This window comes from Paenibacillus allorhizoplanae (genome assembly GCF_927798215.1).
In the GTDB taxonomy this organism is placed as follows: domain Bacteria; phylum Bacillota; class Bacilli; order Paenibacillales; family NBRC-103111; genus Paenibacillus_E; species Paenibacillus_E allorhizoplanae.
Genome location: NZ_CAKMMW010000006.1, coordinates 161,245 through 179,224, shown reverse-complemented (window position 1 = coordinate 179,224; position 17,980 = coordinate 161,245). Strand labels below are relative to the sequence as shown.

20 protein-coding genes are annotated in these 17,980 nt (G+C 43.8%); 10 read left to right on the top strand and 10 right to left on the bottom strand.

What is annotated here, in order from left to right; genetic code table 11:
* Positions 1 to 144: 144 nt before the first annotated feature.
* A complete protein-coding gene (locus L6I86_RS13040; protein ID WP_056612515.1) occupies positions 145 to 375 on the bottom strand; it encodes a DUF6953 family protein in 231 nt (76 codons plus the stop codon).
* 188 nt (positions 376 to 563) lie between these two features.
* Between L6I86_RS13040 and L6I86_RS13035 the strand changes: the two genes are divergently transcribed.
* A complete protein-coding gene (locus L6I86_RS13035; protein WP_082595333.1) occupies positions 564 to 683 on the top strand; it encodes a YjcZ family sporulation protein in 120 nt (39 codons plus the stop codon).
* A gap of 57 nt (positions 684 to 740) precedes the next feature.
* On the opposite strand, the gene L6I86_RS13030 is transcribed toward L6I86_RS13035, so the two are convergent.
* From L6I86_RS13030 to L6I86_RS13020, 3 genes are read right to left on the bottom strand one after another with little or no spacing between them, the layout of a single operon-like run.
* Entirely contained in the window at positions 741 to 1,898 is a 1,158-nt protein-coding gene (locus tag L6I86_RS13030; RefSeq protein WP_236287660.1) for an ABC transporter permease, read from the bottom strand.
* Positions 1,891 to 3,075: an ABC transporter permease gene (locus L6I86_RS13025; protein ID WP_236287658.1), complete on the bottom strand. Its 1,185-nt coding sequence runs from the start codon at positions 3,073 to 3,075 to the stop codon at positions 1,891 to 1,893. The genes L6I86_RS13030 and L6I86_RS13025 overlap by 8 nt, the downstream gene beginning before the upstream one ends.
* Positions 3,076 to 3,087: 12 nt before the next feature.
* Positions 3,088 to 4,023, bottom strand: coding sequence for an ABC transporter ATP-binding protein (locus L6I86_RS13020; RefSeq protein WP_236287656.1), 936 nt, complete (start codon positions 4,021 to 4,023; stop codon positions 3,088 to 3,090).
* Positions 4,024 to 4,207: 184 nt separating this feature from the next.
* Between L6I86_RS13020 and L6I86_RS13015 the strand changes: the two genes are divergently transcribed.
* Together L6I86_RS13015 and L6I86_RS13010 are read left to right on the top strand one after the other, a co-directional pair.
* Complete coding sequence (locus L6I86_RS13015; protein WP_236287654.1) at positions 4,208 to 5,344, top strand: sensor histidine kinase; 1,137 nt, start codon at positions 4,208 to 4,210, stop codon at positions 5,342 to 5,344.
* 14 nt (positions 5,345 to 5,358) lie between these two features.
* On the top strand, positions 5,359 to 6,012 hold the full coding sequence (locus L6I86_RS13010; RefSeq protein ID WP_236287652.1) for a response regulator transcription factor: 654 nt from the start codon (positions 5,359 to 5,361) through the stop codon (positions 6,010 to 6,012).
* Positions 6,013 to 6,016: 4 nt separating this feature from the next.
* On the opposite strand, the gene L6I86_RS13005 is transcribed toward L6I86_RS13010, so the two are convergent.
* Complete coding sequence (locus L6I86_RS13005) at positions 6,017 to 6,874, bottom strand: stalk domain-containing protein (RefSeq protein ID WP_236287650.1); 858 nt, start codon at positions 6,872 to 6,874, stop codon at positions 6,017 to 6,019.
* Positions 6,875 to 7,070: 196 nt separating this feature from the next.
* Here L6I86_RS13005 and L6I86_RS13000 point away from each other — a divergent pair, with 196 nt between their 5' ends.
* The 5 genes from L6I86_RS13000 to L6I86_RS12980 all read left to right on the top strand — a co-directional run bounded on the left by L6I86_RS13000 (position 7,071) and on the right by L6I86_RS12980 (position 11,129).
* Positions 7,071 to 7,709: a DUF1054 domain-containing protein gene (locus L6I86_RS13000; protein ID WP_236287648.1), complete on the top strand. Its 639-nt coding sequence runs from the start codon at positions 7,071 to 7,073 to the stop codon at positions 7,707 to 7,709.
* Between the two features lie 111 nt (positions 7,710 to 7,820).
* Positions 7,821 to 8,501 (top strand): hypothetical protein, encoded by a 681-nt coding sequence (locus L6I86_RS12995; RefSeq protein WP_236287646.1) that lies wholly within the window; start codon positions 7,821 to 7,823, stop codon positions 8,499 to 8,501.
* A gap of 177 nt (positions 8,502 to 8,678) precedes the next feature.
* Entirely contained in the window at positions 8,679 to 9,407 is a 729-nt protein-coding gene (locus tag L6I86_RS12990) for an ABC transporter ATP-binding protein (protein ID WP_236287809.1), read from the top strand.
* Positions 9,404 to 10,435 carry an ABC transporter permease gene (locus L6I86_RS12985; RefSeq protein ID WP_236287644.1) on the top strand — a complete coding sequence of 344 codons (1,032 nt, stop codon included), beginning with the start codon at positions 9,404 to 9,406 and terminating at the stop codon, positions 10,433 to 10,435. Before L6I86_RS12990 ends, L6I86_RS12985 begins: the two co-directional genes overlap by 4 nt.
* Positions 10,436 to 10,472: 37 nt before the next feature.
* Complete coding sequence (locus L6I86_RS12980) at positions 10,473 to 11,129, top strand: TetR/AcrR family transcriptional regulator (protein ID WP_236287642.1); 657 nt, start codon at positions 10,473 to 10,475, stop codon at positions 11,127 to 11,129.
* A gap of 73 nt (positions 11,130 to 11,202) precedes the next feature.
* Here the strand turns inward: L6I86_RS12980 and L6I86_RS12975 are convergent, their stop codons facing one another.
* Positions 11,203 to 12,372, bottom strand: coding sequence for an MFS transporter (locus L6I86_RS12975; protein WP_236287640.1), 1,170 nt, complete (start codon positions 12,370 to 12,372; stop codon positions 11,203 to 11,205).
* 33 nt (positions 12,373 to 12,405) lie between these two features.
* Positions 12,406 to 13,671 carry an MFS transporter gene (locus L6I86_RS12970; protein ID WP_236287638.1) on the bottom strand — a complete coding sequence of 422 codons (1,266 nt, stop codon included), beginning with the start codon at positions 13,669 to 13,671 and terminating at the stop codon, positions 12,406 to 12,408.
* A gap of 172 nt (positions 13,672 to 13,843) precedes the next feature.
* On the opposite strand from L6I86_RS12970, the gene L6I86_RS12965 reads away from it, so the two are divergent.
* Both L6I86_RS12965 and L6I86_RS12960 read left to right on the top strand, forming a co-directional pair.
* Complete coding sequence (locus L6I86_RS12965) at positions 13,844 to 15,313, top strand: aminotransferase class I/II-fold pyridoxal phosphate-dependent enzyme (RefSeq protein ID WP_236287636.1); 1,470 nt, start codon at positions 13,844 to 13,846, stop codon at positions 15,311 to 15,313.
* Positions 15,314 to 15,398: 85 nt separating this feature from the next.
* Positions 15,399 to 15,818, top strand: a complete 420-nt coding sequence (locus L6I86_RS12960; RefSeq protein WP_171635426.1) for a DUF1885 family protein — start codon at positions 15,399 to 15,401, stop codon at positions 15,816 to 15,818.
* 61 nt (positions 15,819 to 15,879) lie between these two features.
* Here the strand turns inward: L6I86_RS12960 and L6I86_RS12955 are convergent, their stop codons facing one another.
* From L6I86_RS12955 to L6I86_RS12945, 3 genes are all read right to left on the bottom strand, one after another.
* Positions 15,880 to 16,194 (bottom strand): DUF1292 domain-containing protein, encoded by a 315-nt coding sequence (locus tag L6I86_RS12955; protein ID WP_056612546.1) that lies wholly within the window; start codon positions 16,192 to 16,194, stop codon positions 15,880 to 15,882.
* Between the two features lie 90 nt (positions 16,195 to 16,284).
* The gene (locus tag L6I86_RS12950; protein WP_056612548.1) at positions 16,285 to 16,902 is read right to left on the bottom strand and encodes a stalk domain-containing protein; all 618 of its coding nucleotides are present in this window, start codon (positions 16,900 to 16,902) and stop codon (positions 16,285 to 16,287) included.
* A gap of 81 nt (positions 16,903 to 16,983) precedes the next feature.
* Positions 16,984 to 17,883 (bottom strand): alpha/beta hydrolase, encoded by a 900-nt coding sequence (locus L6I86_RS12945; protein WP_236287635.1) that lies wholly within the window; start codon positions 17,881 to 17,883, stop codon positions 16,984 to 16,986.
* Positions 17,884 to 17,980: the final 97 nt, after the last annotated feature.

The following is a 17,980-nucleotide window of genomic DNA, read 5'->3' as shown; positions in this document are numbered from 1 at the left end:
GACAACTTGTGTTCTTACAGTTATCTTATTATGAATTCTATGTTTTAGCAACTTGGATTATGGATATTTTTTTAAAAGAAAGCGCACAAAAAAGCCGATGCCTGTTTGCCATCAGCTACAGCCCATGTTCACGCCAACCTATGATTAATGCCAGCCCCAGAAAAATCCATCACGTTCCCATGCAGCTCTACCGCCATGCAATTTCTTGAAGATTTTCTTAACCTCTTTGGAAATGGCTTGATTCCCATTGTCATTCACATAAATATAAGATTCCCCAAAATTCTTAACAATATAGTCAACGGCATCCTTTTGATACAAAATCCCTGCCGATTTCAGTTCATTCAGCATCCACTCTGCAATTTCATTCGCTGTCATTCTCCAATCATTCTCCCTTCCTTGTCCATTCGATCATTATACCATAAATTTAAACAAAATCCGCATATGACTAGGGACACCAGCACAATCATAACAGAAGTCTGGTATAGCCCATTCCATCTCCCCCATTGCTCCATATGCTATGTCGAAAGTCAATGAACAAGACTTAAACAGAGAGGGTGAATGAAATGGGTTATGGCGTAGCAGGTGTTGGTGGAGTTGGCTGTGGCGGTGGTTATGGATCTTCTGCAGCAATTTTGGTTCTTTTCATCTTGTTGGTTATTATCACTAGCGCTTTTGTAATCTAATACTTCACAATTGATAAAGGGCAGCCCCGTAATTCAGGTGCTGCCCTTTGAGTTTATTTAACCCGCTTCAGTCTCCGCCGGATTGAGGATTGCTGAGCCAATACTCAGTAGGATAAGACCGAATAAAGCCAATACCCCCATATTCATCCAAAGCTGAGACAATGGTTCACCTGCAGACATACGCTCGATAGCATCGAGCGCCCACTTTTGCGGGACAAAGTTTGCGAGCTTTTGCATCCATTCCGGCATGAGACTAATCGGCCAGAAACATCCGCCTAACATGCAGGTTGGCGTAACAACAAGAGCGTTTATCACGTTCATATTGGTCGCATTTTTCACTATACTCGCTACAGCACTGGCAATTCCCATGCTTGCTAACAAGAAAAATTCTAAAATGACAAAATGAGATGCGAATGGGAGACCGTACTCATATCCAGCCACGTATCTAGTAATGAAAAGGATAACCAGCACTTGAAGTGTACCTACAACAAAACTGCCCAAGAAATTTCCTGCTACAATTTCAAAAGCGCGTACTGGCGCCGTGTACGTTCTTGCTAATGTACGAAGTCTTCGATCTTCCATAACGAGAGACACTGTATTGTTCATTAAGCCCATCATAAAAATCAACATTAATCCAATCACGATATGCATGTTAGGATTCGTATAAAGATGTAAATCCGTTATTTCAGGACTAACTTGGTACTTTTGAATTTGAGAAATGGTTTGCAAGGTGATCTCTCTCAAATCAGTCTCTGTTAGACTTTGTTTCCTGTATAAGGCAATCGTATCTTGATATCTAGAAAGAATTCCTTCCAGACTTATTTTGAAAGTAATCGTGGATTCATTCGAATTGAGTTGATACATGTCAAGATGCGGCAAAGTTCCTCCTGCTATTAACTTTTCACTTAAATCTGCAGGAAGGATGAAGGCACCCGTTATCTTCTGTTTAATAACATCGTTTTTCAATTCGGCTTCAGATGCAGCCAGTGTCAATCGATAATCAGGTAATGCACTTAACTCTTGTACGACCTGTGTGCCTAATGCACCTTGATCCAAATTAAGATAAGCGATGTCTGCTCGATTCTCACTTTGTTTACCAAGAACAGTAATAATGAGTGAAACCGCGGCAGCCGGAATAACCAAATACATGAGAAATCCTTTTCGTTGAAAAAGGGAACGGCGCAGCATATTTAGAGCGATCGCCAGACTATTCATGATATCCCCCTTTACGGTAAACAAGAAATGCGATTAGTGACAAGCCAATGGCCATGCAACCTAAAATCAATAAGTGATGCGCTACGATTGTCGTTTCTCTCCCCAGCATGAGTTGAAACATACTTTGCATCCCCCAATAGTTTAACGTGTATGAACCTACTTGCTTAAGGAATCCATCAGGAAGTGGTGTAAAGCCCCCACTTAAGAATGTCATGATCATAATGCCCGTTTGAAAAGTCACCGCGATCGTACTATCTGATTGGAAGAGGAGCATGACGACGATGGCCAAACTCATCGAAGCTAGAATCATACATAAACAAATAAGAAAGAGTGTTAGATACTGAGAACCCCAATCCACACCATAGAATAACTTGGTGGCACCGATGATAACTGCAACCTGACCAATAGAAAGGAACATATTCCCAATAATTTTGCCGAGTAAAATTTGATACTCATGAATAGGCATGCCATTCAAACGAGATAACGTGTGATTCACCTTTTCATTCTGTAAGCTAAAAGCAGTGATCATGCCCGAATATAATAAAAACATAACGAGAATCGACGCCGCATAATATTGCATGGCCGTGTAGTTGCTATTTGAAGCAGCTAATTGGCCTACATGTACCATCGTAGGGTTTGCATCAGCACGTTGTGAAGATACGTCTTCGACCTGCTTTAGAGGCTCCAAAGACGACGTACGAGATGTAATCTGGATAGCTTGTATCTGATTAACTTTATCGAAATAGGTACGAAACACCATTTGAGCTGTGAGATTTTTTAAATAATCATGTCCCACTATCATCTCCCACTGGGCTGCTTTTCCCGCCTGTACTTGAGCGCTGAAATTGACCGGGATGATGACTGCAAATTCAGATTCTCCATCCTTCAACCGTTGTATCGCTTCCTCGCGTGTTGATATCACATGTGTTTGCAGGTGCTTTAGGGTCTCTTGAGACGCCAAGAAACTTTGAAAACCTTCCCGCAAAGCTCCAGAATCCGATTGAAGAATATCAACCTTCACTGAATTTAATACTTTATCCTCGACCTTAAACACGCCTGAAAGAGCTGATCCCAAAATAAAAATGAGCAGTAGGGGCATCAGAAATTGAATCAACAGCACATAGCGGGTCCGCAGTTTCCTTATGATCTCATATTTAGCAATCGTCCAAATTGGCATGTGAATCTCCCCCTAATCTCTCAAGGTTCTTCCGGTCAAAGACAGGAACAAAGCTTCTAGATCAGGCTCCACCTGCGTGAGCGATTGTATTTTAACCTGATGTTTAGACAAAATGAAGAGGATATCTTGCAAATAACTTTGCGACGCACTTACGATCAGTTCCAGTGTTTGGTCATTAGCATTTAACTGTTTTATCAACGGATACTCCCTCAACTCTTTAACCGCTTGATCCGTGAGGTTCGTAATTTGAAGCACAATTTTATTGTCTTGGGAAACTTGATTACGGAGCTCTTCCTGTGTTCCGCAAGCGATAAGATGACCATGATCCATGATACCGACTCTCGTCGAAATGGCCGACACTTCTTCCATATAGTGCGATGTGTATAGAATCGTCGATCCCATTCGATTTAATTCTCTTACAGAATCTAAAATATGATTACGTGATTGAGGGTCGATCCCAACCGTTGGTTCATCCATAATAATGAGCTTCGGTTGATGCATGATGGCACATGCAATATTAAGTCTTCGTTTCATGCCACCTGAAAATGAACTAGGTTTATCACTCGCACGATCTAGAAGTCCCACAAAGGCTAAAGATTCCTCCACTCGCTCCTTAAGCAACTTTCCTCTCAACCCATATAATTTAGCGAAAAAAGTGACGTTCTCCTGAGCTGTTAAGTTTTCATATATCGCTAAATCTTGGGGCACGAGCCCCAAATTACGTTTGACTTCCATTGGGTATTTAGCAACAGATTTGCCACCTACCAGAATGTCACCTTGGTCGATTTTCAGTAATCCGCTTAGCATTTTAATCGTTGTGCTTTTGCCCGCTCCATTAGGGCCTAACAAGCCAAACACTTCACCTTCTCGAATCGTCAGATTCAAATGATCGACAGAAATACGATTGTCATATTTCTTAACTACATCCTTCAATTGAACAAAGCTCATAGATCTCTTCCTTTCTTCACTGCACTTATTACCGTAATTGTACGCTTTTGTGAGCAAGTCGACAGGTAGAAGAAGTCATTTTACAAAGTGACAAAAGTCACTTTATTTTTGCAAAGAAAAGTGTTATCCAACGAAAAGTCGTATGCTATACTTTCTTTACTAAGATAAAGGATGCGAATCTGGATTGATAAACCAACTCTTACTTATACGCTATCTTCTCCTACTTGTACCTGCGATCGCTTCCATGTATTTGGTAACCTACATATCCAATGACACCTATGCCCTATTCGTACTCTTATTTATTGGCCTGACCGAAATCAGGCGAACACGCTTCCCGAACACGAACTGGATGCTCCTCCTTGAAATCGGCTGTACAGGCTGGATGAGTTATCACTTCGAAGGAGTTTGGTTTCTTTCGTTCTTCTCAACCCTTCTGACATACGTACCCAAGCTGAATCGGCAGCAGCAAGTTGGTGCAATCCTGTTACAGCTTCTGGTTCTTAATTTTTCCTTGCAAAATCAATCATCTATGTATTTCATCGTTGCGAATGTCATGTTTTGCACAATCGCCATCCTCTTTTTCCAGCTTCAGCGCATGAAAAAAAATAAAGATGATGTTGAGCTGCTCTATGATCAACTCCGAAAGCAGCATTATGCCTTGGACGAGGCCCGTCTTCAATTAATGGATTATGCCCGAAAAGTCGAGAACATTGCCCAAACGGAAGAACGTAACCGCATCTCACATGATTTGCATGACGATTTAGGACATAAGCTTATCCGAATCAAAATGATGATGGAGGCCTCACTTACCATCCTTCCCTCACAACCAAGTAAAGGTACCGAGATGTTACGTTCTGTTCGCGATCAACTCGGTGAGAGTATGGAACTCCTTCGTTCGACTGTACGTCGATTGAAGCCGAACAAGTATTCGCTGCAAAGTTATTCCTTGGCTAAGTTAATTGATGAGCTAACTCGAGAGAACGCTATCGACATTGAACTCGATATTCAGGGAATGCCTTATGAATTGTATCCTAGCCTTGAATACATTCTTTACCGAAATGCGCAAGAAGCGATCTCTAATGCGATTCGGCATGGCGCTGCTACATACGTTCAGATCACGCTGCAATACGCAGCCAATCAAGTGACCATGCAAGTCTCCAATAATGGCACACGTCAGATGGAGCCTACGGTTAAAGGACTTGGTTTATCTGGTATGGAAGAACGAATTAAAGTAATTGGCGGGCAACTTCTTATTTCGAATGAGCAACATTTTACCGTAACCACCATACTGCCAGCTTTTCGACATAATGAAGCTAATTAAAGGGGGGATTGTTGATGATTCATGTACTCATAACCGACGACGATCCGTTTATTCGTGAAAGCTTACAATTAATTATTGGACTTGATCCTGAAATCACTGTTGTTGGAACTTGTACGAATGGGAACGAAGCTCTCGCTTTTATTCAAAATGGCACACAAGTAGATGTAGTCCTCATGGATATCCGTATGCCTCTCTGTGATGGTGTTCAAGGAACTAAACAAATCAAGGAAGCCTACCCGGAAATCGCGATACTGATTCTGACTACCTTTGATGATGATGCGTACATCATTCAAGCACTACGAAACGGCGCTAGCGGTTATTTATTAAAAAATATTTCCCCAGATCATATTATTCAAGGCGTTAAGACAGTGAAGCAAGGGAATTTGCTTATTCATCCTGATATTGCTAAGAAACTAACCAGTTTCATTCAAGTTAGTCCCTCCAAAACTGATGCACCCGCCCATCCATTTGATGGATATGGCTTGACAGCTAATGAGCAAACTATCATTGCTAAAATCTCCGATGGCCTTTCAAATAAAGAAATCGCCCAGGAGCTATTCCTGAGCGAAGGTACGGTGAAGAACTATGTAACTGAAATTTTAAGTAAATTGAATCTTCGAGATCGTACGCAAATTGCCATATTCTATCTGAAGAAGCAACGAGGATGAGAAACTAATTCACGACTTTACCCGCCTCGATGTCTTCTACCGAAGTACTAGCCACTAAGTAATCAGAAATTTCATTGCTATAATTGGTAAAAGGCGTTAACTTGATCGTTGTTTTGAAGAAATGTCCGTTATTATTCAGCAAGTAATAATAAGTGTTTTCTTCCGGCAGTTTATCAATAATGACTGGATTCCAGGAGTAACTTACCTTATCTACAACAAAATAACGGTAAGACTCAACATAAGTCTTCAATGCCTTTAATTTAAGCGAATCTGTCTCACCTGACACGACAAATGACTCATACCTGGAATATGACATTTGCGGGGGCTGGTTCCCCCAGACATTTTTCAATTCAGTTTCACTGACGTACACTTGACCCGTAAATTTCTCTTTTGCTTTGCGTAAACCATCCGTTCGGATTCCCATTCGTTCAATATCACTTAGCCGATAATACGTTTGATCTGTGTTATTTAATAAGACTGGGTAAGTTGCTCCCTGGTAATCCATATATTGCGCGAAGGGATATTGCAGGATAATCTCCGTATAATTCGATTCATTCCCCTCAGCTGGCTGATTCGGATTCACACGCGGGACTACATAAATCGTTTTCGTACTTTCCTGCCAATTCACTACAGCGCCTAAATGACTAGCCAACTCTTTAACGGGCAAATAACTAGAATTATTATAAATTAATGGCGGATTCGCTAATTGAACAGCTTGGCCATTTACGACAACCTTATAATCACTCCTGAGATACGCATCGACACGTTGAAGTACATCTTGTGCATATACGCCTGCCCCAAAGCATGTTCCCATCAGCGTTCCGACGATTGCAACTTTCGACCATTTTGGCAACTTCTTCATTCCAATTCCTCCTGTACTTTCCTCGCTTGTTAACTTAACTCATTCGACAACTACCTTAATTTACCTCCTTATTTCGACAATATCCGTCTATTGACCTATACTAGCTACCCAAACAATGCGCTAGATTCATTGCGAGTTGCGCGAAATTGCTTTAGAATAGTTGAAAAACATGCATGTGAAATGAGGACCTTCCATAATGAGTTTTACAGGATTTACACAACACGATTTCGATACCTTCGCCATTGAGGGATTAGACGGACGTATGGCCGCCATTCGCGAGCGAATTCAACCTAAATTTAAAGCCCTTGGCGACGTATTGGCAACCGAACTATCTGTACAATCGGGAACCGAAATGTTCCTCCATATTGCAAAACACTTACGACGTAAGATCAATCCGCCTGTCGACACCTGGATGGCAATCTGTCCTAACAAACGAGGCTACAAGCAAGTACCTCACTTCCAGGTCGGACTTTTCGATGACCGCGTTTTCATCTGGCTTGCACTCATTTATGAGCTGCCGAACAAAGGCAATATCGCTACGACTTATATGAACAATGTAAAGCAGATTCAAGCCGAAATTCCAACAGATTTCCTACTTTCCTTTGATCATATGAAAAAAGATACAATTCCCGTGTCTCAACTCGACACTACAGGCTGGAACGAAGCCTTAATTCGCTTCCGTGATGTCAAAAAAGCAGAGCTGCTCATCGGTCGAAACCTACGTTTCGATGACCCTGTATTAACAAACCCTGCTGAATTGGAGCAGTTAATCGAACAAACCTTTGAGAAGCTTATTCCTTTGTACAAACTTGCTGTCAACACACCATCGCTCTAATTTCATGAAAAATTTATGTTAAATTAAGGTTACTTTCAACTAAAACGAGGCTTACCTGCGCAGACTAAATCCTGTAATTCCCAATAATCAGGAAAGGAGGCCTCGAATCCATTGGAAACAACAAACATAAGGAAGCTGCTCATCAGCTCCATCGTACTCACCTGTATCTTGGGTGGTAGCCTCACTGCTGTTGCACAAAACCCTGATTCTGAAGATCAGCCAACCCTTACATGGCAACAGGCAGATGAGACTGAACATAGCGGACACCATAAGCGGAAATGGCCGATCATTGAAGAATCCGCCACCGTTATCGGTGTCGACAAAGAAGTTCTCTTCAAATCGCTGAAGAGCGGAAAAAGCATTGTGGAAGTCGCCGCCGAAAAAGGAATCTCGGAAGCCGATCTCACTGCGAAGCTGCTACAACTTCGGACGACGAAGATTGAAACCGCTGTGAAAGATGGCAAGCTGACTGCCGATCAAGGCGATCACATGAAGCAAAAGCTCGGCGAGCATTTAAAGTTCATTCTCAATGAGAAAAACCTGCTAGCTCACCATCCTGGGCATGGCAAGCATAAGTTCGGTTTAAAGCCCGACACTGAAAAGCTTGCAAAATCGCTTGGCATGAGTAAAGACGAACTCCGTGCACAACTGCACGCAGGTAAGTCTTTGGCTGAAATTGCGCAAGCGAAAGGCATTTCCAAAGACAAGCTAGTGGTATCGATTAAGGATCAATTAACGCCTTCCATTGAGAAGTGGGTTGATCACAAAATGGAACCAAAAGCGAAAAAGTAGCGATTGGCGTCAACAGGAGGGGCATTCTATGGAATGCCTCTTTTTCATATTAGCCATATCCTATTTATGAAATGAGTGATTACTCACTTCTCAAGTGCATAAATTTATCGTATGATGAGTTTAGCGACAAAAATGAGTGATTACTCACTTTATTATGAATGGAAAGAGGTGCAGATCATGACGTCCACCACAGCGATTCAAGTGCAAGGAGTCAGCAAGCAATTTGGTGAGAAAAAGGTTCTGAAGGACATTACACTTGCGGTTCCCTGTTCACAGATTTTCGGACTCCTAGGCCCTTCCGGTTCGGGAAAAACAACACTTGTCCGCATGATTGCAGGCATTGATGCCCCCACAAACGGTCAGGTGACGGTACTTGGCCAGAAGATGCCACAGCTAGCTATGCTCTCCCATATCGGCTATATGGCGCAATCAGATGCCTTATATACCGAGCTGACGGCGCAGGAGAACCTGGCTTTTTTCGCAGCCTTGTATGGCCTCAAAGGTACCAAATGCAAGCAACGCATTCAAGCTGTCATGGAGCTCGTGGATTTGAGCGATCATTTGAAGAAGCAAGTCAGCAACTACTCAGGGGGGATGAAGCGACGGTTATCGCTTGCCATTTCCTTGCTCCATGAGCCAAGCATTCTTATTCTTGATGAACCGACCGTAGGAATTGACCCTGTCTTACGCAAATCGATCTGGCAGGAGCTGACGAATCTGAGTCTAAACGGTACTACCATTCTTTTGACCACACATGTTATGGATGAAGCAGACAAATGCCATCAACTCGGCATGATTCGAGACGGAAGTCTCACCGCCATAGGCACGCCAGAGGAATTAAAACACGCTACCTCTTCCTCCACGATTGAAGAAGCATTCTTAGTTTATGGAGGTGTAAAAGCATGAGAATTCGGGCCATTGTGATTCGCATCCTTCGCCAATTTTTCCACGATAAACGAACACTCATGATGATGCTGGTAGCTCCTATGCTCATTTTGTTCATGATGTCCTTAGTTTTCAATGGCAACACCTACGTGCCAAAGCTTGGCGCCGTGAATGTCCCTGCCCCGCTCATTCAGAAGCTGCAGGATTTGAACGCGGAGGTCACCGTTTACTCGGACGAAGAAGCGCAAACGGAACTTGACAATGTTCACTTAGACGCAGTACTCGTCATGAATGGAACTACACCGCAGCTAACCCTGGAAGGCAGTGATCCAAGCAAGAACAAAGCTGTTCTCTTCCTGCTACAAAAGGCGTTGCAGAGCTCTGCCCCGGCTGGCACCGCAGCAGTACTTGCGCCAACGATAACGTATTTACATGGCGCAGCTGATATGGCCGCTTTTGACAATTTCGGACCGGTACTTATTGGATTTTTCGTTTTCTTTTTCGTCTTTCTATTGTCAGGTGTGTCCTTCTTGAGAGAACGTACAGGTGGAACCTTGGAACGATTGCTCGCCACACCATTACGTCGATGGGAGATCGTAGTGGGCTACATCCTCGGTTTTGGAATCTTCACTACCTTGCAAGCGACACTTATCGCTTGGTTTGCTACGAGTGTCCTCGGCCTGATGATGGTAGGATCCTTCTGGTATGTGCTGCTGATTACCCTGTTGTTGGCTCTGGCTGCGCTCTCTTTGGGAACGCTGATTTCTGCCTTCGCAAACAATGAGTTCCAAATGATTCAGTTCATTCCGCTCATCATTGTGCCTCAGGTCTTCTTCTCCGGCTTGTTCAGCTTGGATACGATGTCTGTATACCTACGCTGGATCGGTCATTTGATGCCGCTCTATTATGGCGCGGATGCTCTGCGGAATATTATGATTCGCGGCGCCGGCTGGGATCGCATCTGGCTTGATGTGCTTGTGCTTGCATCCTTTACTCTGGTCTTTATGATCTTGAATATTGTGGCATTAAAGAAGCATCGTAAGATATAATGGATGGATGTTTAGAACTGAGAAAGAGGTGAATGCAATGTCCGAGATCGAGCCATGGTTAACTGAACTGCTGCGTCTGAATGACGAAGAAGAGAAAATGACCGATAAACAGATTAAGATTGTTCAAGCGGCTGTGGAGATTTTCTCAGAGAAAGGTTTTGCAGGCTCCTCGACAAGCGAGATTGCCCAGAAAGCTGGTGTCGCTGAAGGCACAATCTTTCGTCATTACAAAACGAAAAAAGAGCTGCTCCTCTCGATCGTAGCACCGATGATGTCTAAGCTCATTGCGCCATTTGCGGTTAAAGATTTTACGAAAGTATTGGAAGCTGATTATCCTGATGTCGAGCAATTCCTACGCGCGATTACCGTGAATCGCTTAGAATTTGCTCGCAAGCACTTTCCTATTATCAAAATTTTCATGCATGAAATCCCGTTCCATAATGAGCTTCGTGAACAATTCAAAGAGACAGTGGCCGTTCTGGTGCTGGAGAAAGCTTATAAAGCGATTCGGCATTTCCAAAAGCAGGGACAGCTCATAGAGCTCCCTGAACCCACAGCGATGCGGCTGATCGTTTCCACAATAATGGGTTTTCTCATTACACGATTCCTTCTAGTTCCAGATTCTGAGTGGGATGAAGAGAAAGAAATCGACTATACGATTAAGTTTATTTTGTACGGACTATCTCCACGATAAAATGGGAAATAAACAAAAAGCTGCACATCCCTCTCCTTCTGGAGAAGTGGATGTGCAGCTTTTCTACGTTCGGCTAAACCGCGCGTTGCGCGGTAGCTTGGCGATCAACCATAATGAAGCGCTGCAGCAGCAAGATCGCAGCTAGGCAAAGCACGCCGCCGATGATGAACGGCAGCGAATGTGCGATCGCGAACACCGCTCCGCCAAGGAGCGGGCCTGCAATGCGGCCCAGGCTGTCCATGGAGGAGCTGAGGCCTGTCGCGACGCCTTGTCCAACCTTCGTACGCTGCGTAATCAGCGACGTCACACACGGTCTGATCAGCGCGTTCCCTGCGCCGAAGACCGATAAGTAAATCGCAGCGGTTACGACGCTGCTGGAGTACAGCAGCAGGAAGAAACCAGCTGCTGAGAGCAATAACCCGATGCCGATGACGAACTGTTCGGCACCTTGCTTCACGAGGCGGCGTACAACGCCGCCCTGGATCAAGGCACCGACGATGCCGCTCGCGAGGAACATCATGCCGATGTCAAACGGCGTGGCGCCGATTTTGTCCATCTGATAATACTGAAGCGTTGCTTCAAGCCCTGCTAACGTGAACGACACGAAGAACGACAATACGTACAAATACTTAGAAGCACCATCGAAAGCTGTCCAGCGCGAAGGCGCTTTTTCTTTCGAAGATCTGCGCTTATCCGATGTCAAGGATTCTTTAAGTATCGCAGCCGCAAAGAGGAACGAAGCAAATGAAAGCGCAGCAGCTACAAAGAACGGTGTGTAAGTTCCCCATTTGCTAACAATCCCGCCAAGTGCTGGTCCGAAGATAAAGCCTAGCCCAATCGACATCCCAACCATGCCCATGCCTTTGGTGCGATTCTCTGCCGTCGTAATATCAGCTACATATGCTACAGCACAAGCTGTCGCTGCGCCTGAGAATAGGCCGCCTAGAATACGGGATACATACATGATCCATAACTGATCATTGGCGAATCCGAAAATCAAGAAACTTACACTAAAGCCTAGAAGTCCGATTAGAATAATCGGTCTACGACCAATCCGATCCGATAAGCCTCCCCAAATGGGAGACATCAAGAAGGAAGCTGCTGAGTACACCGACAAGAGTACAGCGTTATGAAACTTCGCTCCCGCTCCAGTCACGACTTCTGGCAACACTGGAATGATAATTCCGAAACCAATAAAGATCGTCATCAGCAACAACATGATGATTCCAATCTGTTTATTCATGATGCATTAAGCCTCCAAACCAATTCTTTTTCCTTATCGTACCATACCTTTTTTGGGTATGGAAATGAACATTTGAAGAACAAGTAACAAGATAAGTACAAATCCACTCGTTAAGAATGGTGCGTGATACCCATATACGTCCCAAAGCTTTCCTGACACGATAGGGCCTATAATCATCCCACATCCTTCAATCGTTAGGAAAAAACCCCAGACTGCCCCTCTTTTCTCAGGCGGAATGGCAGAAGCAATCAGCGCATTCCAAGATGGAATAATGAACGCATAACCCACTCCAAGCAGCGCTACTAAAATGTACAGCATACTCATTGCTTTCACATATGTGAAGAGCAGTAAGGCTGCTGCACTTAGTGTAAACCCGATAAGTAAAAACGGGCGAATCCCTAAGCGGTCTACCATTTTGCCCATTGGAACTAGAAAAATAACCGTAACCGCTCCCCCAGCTACCAGAAATAGGCTGTATTGAAAGGAAGATAGCATCAATACTTCTTTGGCATAAAGCGTTAGAATCGGTGTTAATATCCCTAGCGCAAAGGTCTGTGCAAACATAGCGGGAAACATCAATGGACTAATTGACATCGATCTCCGAACCTCGATTAAATAGGTAGATACACGTTGTAACCAAGATGGCTTTTGAATTTGCTGAGACTTGATGGCAAGCTGTTTCTCCTCTACTTCACGGCTAGTCGTATCCACCTTCTTTTTGCGAGGAAGCATGAGCGCGACTAGCACGACTACCGTCATACAGCCGATAAGCAACTTGAATGCAAAGGCATAGTTATTTTCACCGACGAAGAAGTTAATCACCACAGGACCTAGCCCTACGCCAGACAACCAAGCCATATATACCACACTCATGATCGTCGCTTTGCCTTCATCCCCCGCCACTTCAGTCGTTCCCGTGATGACACAAGGCCATAAAGGGGCTGTTCCAAATCCGAGCAGTGCACAACCAACGATCATCCACACATATTGAGTTGAGATGGCCATGATAATAACAGACAGGAATGTCAACAACACGCCTGTTAACATAGTCACACGATAGCCAAGCCGATCAATAATCCAACCCACAGGTGTACGTAATACATTATCGCCAATATATTGCGCCGCCAACGTCCATCCGATAACAAATGCAGAAGCACCGAGCGATGTTGTCATGTAAACGGGCAAAACGGTTAAAAGCAAGGCTCCCTTTACAAATTCTACGACAAACATAATAATTAACAATTCCATCACAAATGGTGAGAAAAGTCGATTATCCCGCCATTTTCGCATCCAAATCATCCGATTTCTCCTTTTAATTGCCTATTTATACATTCTCGTGTTAGTTTGACCCCATTTTGTGCAAACTATTTTGAAAAAATTAACTTGCATCAAATCTCTAGTTTGATATACTCATTTTGTTTGTTGCAACTTTTGGACAAGCAATCCACGATAGAAGGGAAGCGATAATCAGGTGGATCATACCCGTACACCCCTGTTCTCTGCATTGCTTGCGCATGCGGAAAGAAATCCAATTCAGTTTCACATTCCTGGCCATAAAAAAGGAGTCGGCATGGACCCGGAGTTTCGTGCTTTCATAGGCGATAATGCCCTTTCCATCGACCTCATCAATATAGCACCGCTAGATGATCTTCATCAGCCAATGGGCGTTATTGAAGAAGCTCAGAAGCTGGCTGCGCATGCGTTTGGCGCGGATCACACGTTCTTCTCTGTGCAAGGTACGAGCGGAGCGATTATGACAATGATTATGACTGTTTGTTCCGAAGGCGATAAAATTATCGTGCCGCGGAATGTCCATAAATCTGTCCTAGCTGCAATTATTTTCGTTGGAGCTAAGCCTGTTTTCATTCAACCTGCTCGCGATAAAAACCTTGGAATTGATCATGGTATTCCGACTCGTTCTGTTCGCCGTGCACTTGAAAAGCATCCGGATGCGAAAGCCGTGCTTGTCATTAATCCTACCTATTATGGTGTATGTACGAACCTTAAAGAGATCGTTGATCTCGTTCACAGCTACAATATGCCCGTTCTTGTAGATGAAGCGCATGGTGTGCTTATTCATTTTCACGAGAACCTGCCGATGTCCGCTATGGAAGCTGGTGCTGATATGGCGGCTACGAGTGTACATAAGCTTGGTGGTTCCATGACGCAAAGCTCTGTCCTCAATGTCAAAGGAAATCGCGTGAACCCGAAACGTATTCAAACGATCATTTCGATGCTGACTACGACGTCGACTTCGTATATTTTACTAGGTTCGTTAGACACATCTCGCCGTCACCTCGCTCTGAACGGACGTGAAATGGCAGAACGCACCATTCAGCTTGCTCACTATGCGCGTAAGCAAATCAACGAGATTCCGAACCTCTATTGCTTCGGGGAAGAAATTCTCGGTGATGAAGCCACATTCGCTTATGATCCTACCAAAATCTGCGTACATGTTCGTAAGCTAGGTGTCACGGGCTTTGAAGTAGAGAATTGGCTGCGCGATCACTACAATATCGAAGTCGAGATGAGTGACATGTACAACATCCTCTGTCTCTTCACACCAGGAGATACACCCGAGAATGTTGACATTCTATTAACAGCTTTGCGTGAATTATCCCACATTAATGATGATGTTGTCGAAGTCAAAGAAGTTGTCATCAAGGTTCCTGCGATTCCACAACTGACTTTGACGCCACGTGATGCTTTCTACGGTGAAACGGAAGTTCTGCCATTTAAAGACTCTGCGGATCGAATCATTGCTGAATTCATCTATGTTTACCCGCCAGGCATTCCGATTCTACTCCCGGGTGAAGTTATTACACAAGAGCTGATTGATTATATTGTTGAGCACGTAGAGGTCGGATTACCTGTCAAAGGACCTGAAGATCGTAGTGTCCAACAGGTGAAAGTGATTGTAGAAACACAAGCTATCTTCTAAGCTCTCTACCCTGAGGGATATATTGTAAAACCGTTTACATGATGCTATGATATGGGTGATGTTTTGCGAATGAGGTGATCAAGGAATGGCTCAAAGCGCTTATATTAAATTCGTAACAGGATCCGCTGTCGCGGCACTTACCTTGGATGAAATCAAGGACAAGCTGCTGCATTATCGAGATCAACTTAGCCTGACAGCCAAACAACTTGGTTGGGAGTATGACGAAGCCGGATTCCCTTATACGATTGAGACGAAGCCGGAAGGCGAGGGCAAATGGTTTTATTTGAAAGGCACCAACGCTTTATATCATACGATCGTGGTTGGGGTCGGTTCTGAACAAAACCAGGAGCAAGAGCGCCAGTTCGTGCAATTCGTATTACCTGACAATGCCACACATGGTGACAAGAGCAAAGGCAATGAATTCTGCAAATATTTGGGCAAACTTCTGAAAGCTGAACTTCATCTATTTAACGGTAGAATCATGTATTTCAATCCTAGAAAATGAATGAACACAAACAGAAACCCCCTAACAGATCACTCTGTTAGGGGGTTCTTATGTATAGCTCTTATTCTTCGCCTTCTTGAGCCACGATTTCATTGTAAATCGTTACTACACGTTCCCACTCTTCTTCATCTTCAATGTTAACGAGGAATGCATCTTCGTCCTCTTCTTCAACACGGAAAATCACGCCATCTGCTTCAGGATCATTACGATCGAGTAAAACAGCATACGCTTGCTCCTGAGATTGGAAGGTATATACCATGACCATTTCATGTTCTACACCGTTCTCGTCCGTTACGATAAAAACATCTTCCCCTTGCTCGTCGTGATCGTGGTCACAGTCCGGGCCGTGCACATGATCATGCTTCTCATCGCTCACAGGCAGAACCTCATTTCATTAAGTAATAAGTTACTTAAATATCCTAACATTTTCATATTAAGAGGTCAAACCAGATAATCCCTGCTTGCGTTACTCGGATTGAATTTGCTTTTCCGAAACGACGGAATACTCACTGCTTCCACTTTGCTGCATAGCAAATTTAACAACATACGTACCCGCTTCATCGAATGAAACACCATATACAGGAACCTTCAACCAGAACGATTCTTTGGAGTCGGAAATTGATTTTTCGACAGGTGTAATCACACTTTTTCCACTTGGAGAAACAATGGAAACCCGAACGGAATTAATGCCCGTTTTCAAGTTGTCTACCTGTGCGAACACGATAAAATCCGCTTGTTTGCCTCGTTCAACTACGCCGAAAGGGACGATCGCCGAATCTTTACGAACTTCCGTTGTAAAGAACATATGTACATTTGGCTTGAACAAATAAGCTGTTTTACTGGCATCATCCCATTTGAGCAGGGACTGTAAAGCATCGCTCATTGCACGTAATGGAAGCACCGTCTTGCCATCCACAATAAGCGGCGGAACATCGGAATCTGCGAATTCCTTCGTTTGATTGTTAACGACTAATCTAGCGATACTATACCCTTTATAATCCCCCCATATCGATGAGGCTACCACCGCAGCCGTACTTAAAACAAAGAACACAACCATCAACGTAAAAATGCGCTGAACTTTCATCTCTCTTTAACCTCCAACCTCGTTAGTCATCTGTCTGTCTGCATCTTTATACGCCGATGTTTAGGAAGAGTTGCGATGAATTTAACATTTTGCAATAAAATTCAGTACACGCTTAATATACGCTTCTGATTCAAGATGAAAGGAACCGACATGCCCTGCTTTTTCTGTAATCCATAGCTCAAAAGCCGCTGGATGACGCTTGTACATCTGGGCACTATTGGTATAAGGAATTGCTTGATCATCTTTACTATGAATGAACAAAATCGGCCTTGGCACAATCTGGTCAACGGCAGCTAATGCATCAACAGCATGCGGGTTCACGCCTATCAATTTTGGCAAAATAAATAGAATCAGCGGGGTAAATGGGTAGCGTGGAAGCTTAGACCACACCGGCAAGTTTTCCTTGAGATAGGGAAGTAATTGGCTAAATGCGCTGTCCGTAATGACCCCTGCCACATCTTTCGCCTCCGCAGCTGCTAAGATGGACGACGTGCCTCCCATTGAAAATCCAAGTAATATAATTTCCGTTGGTTTGCTAGTATAGGTCTGTACCCACTCGATAGCACCTAGGATGTCTTCTTTCTCCAGGAAGCCAATTGTCGTTGTATTCCCTTCGGATCTTCCTGAATTCCGAAAATCAAACATGAGAACATGATAACCTGCGTTCACAAGTGCTTGAGCTAATGACAGGGCTGGAAGACCTTTTTCTAGTCGTGTACCAGCATAACCGTGTGACATGATGACTGTCCTAGTCTTAGGTAAAGAAGCCGCATTAGGCGACTCCAAGTACCAGCCATCTAACAACACCCCATCTGTTCGACTTGGAAATGTGACATCCTTGCGGTGCAAGTTATAATTCTCCGGGGTATCATCCACGATCCCCCGTTTAGGATGTGTTAACTGCCACCCCACATAGGTTGAAACTCCAACTACACCAAGCAAAATCAACAAAAGAATGCAACTAACAAGTAACCCAATCATTATGAAATCAACACCTTCTATTTGTTTACTTTTACTTTACTGCATCATTATTTCTGTTTATAGTGGTTGAAAGTCGGCAACCTCCCATGTTACATTA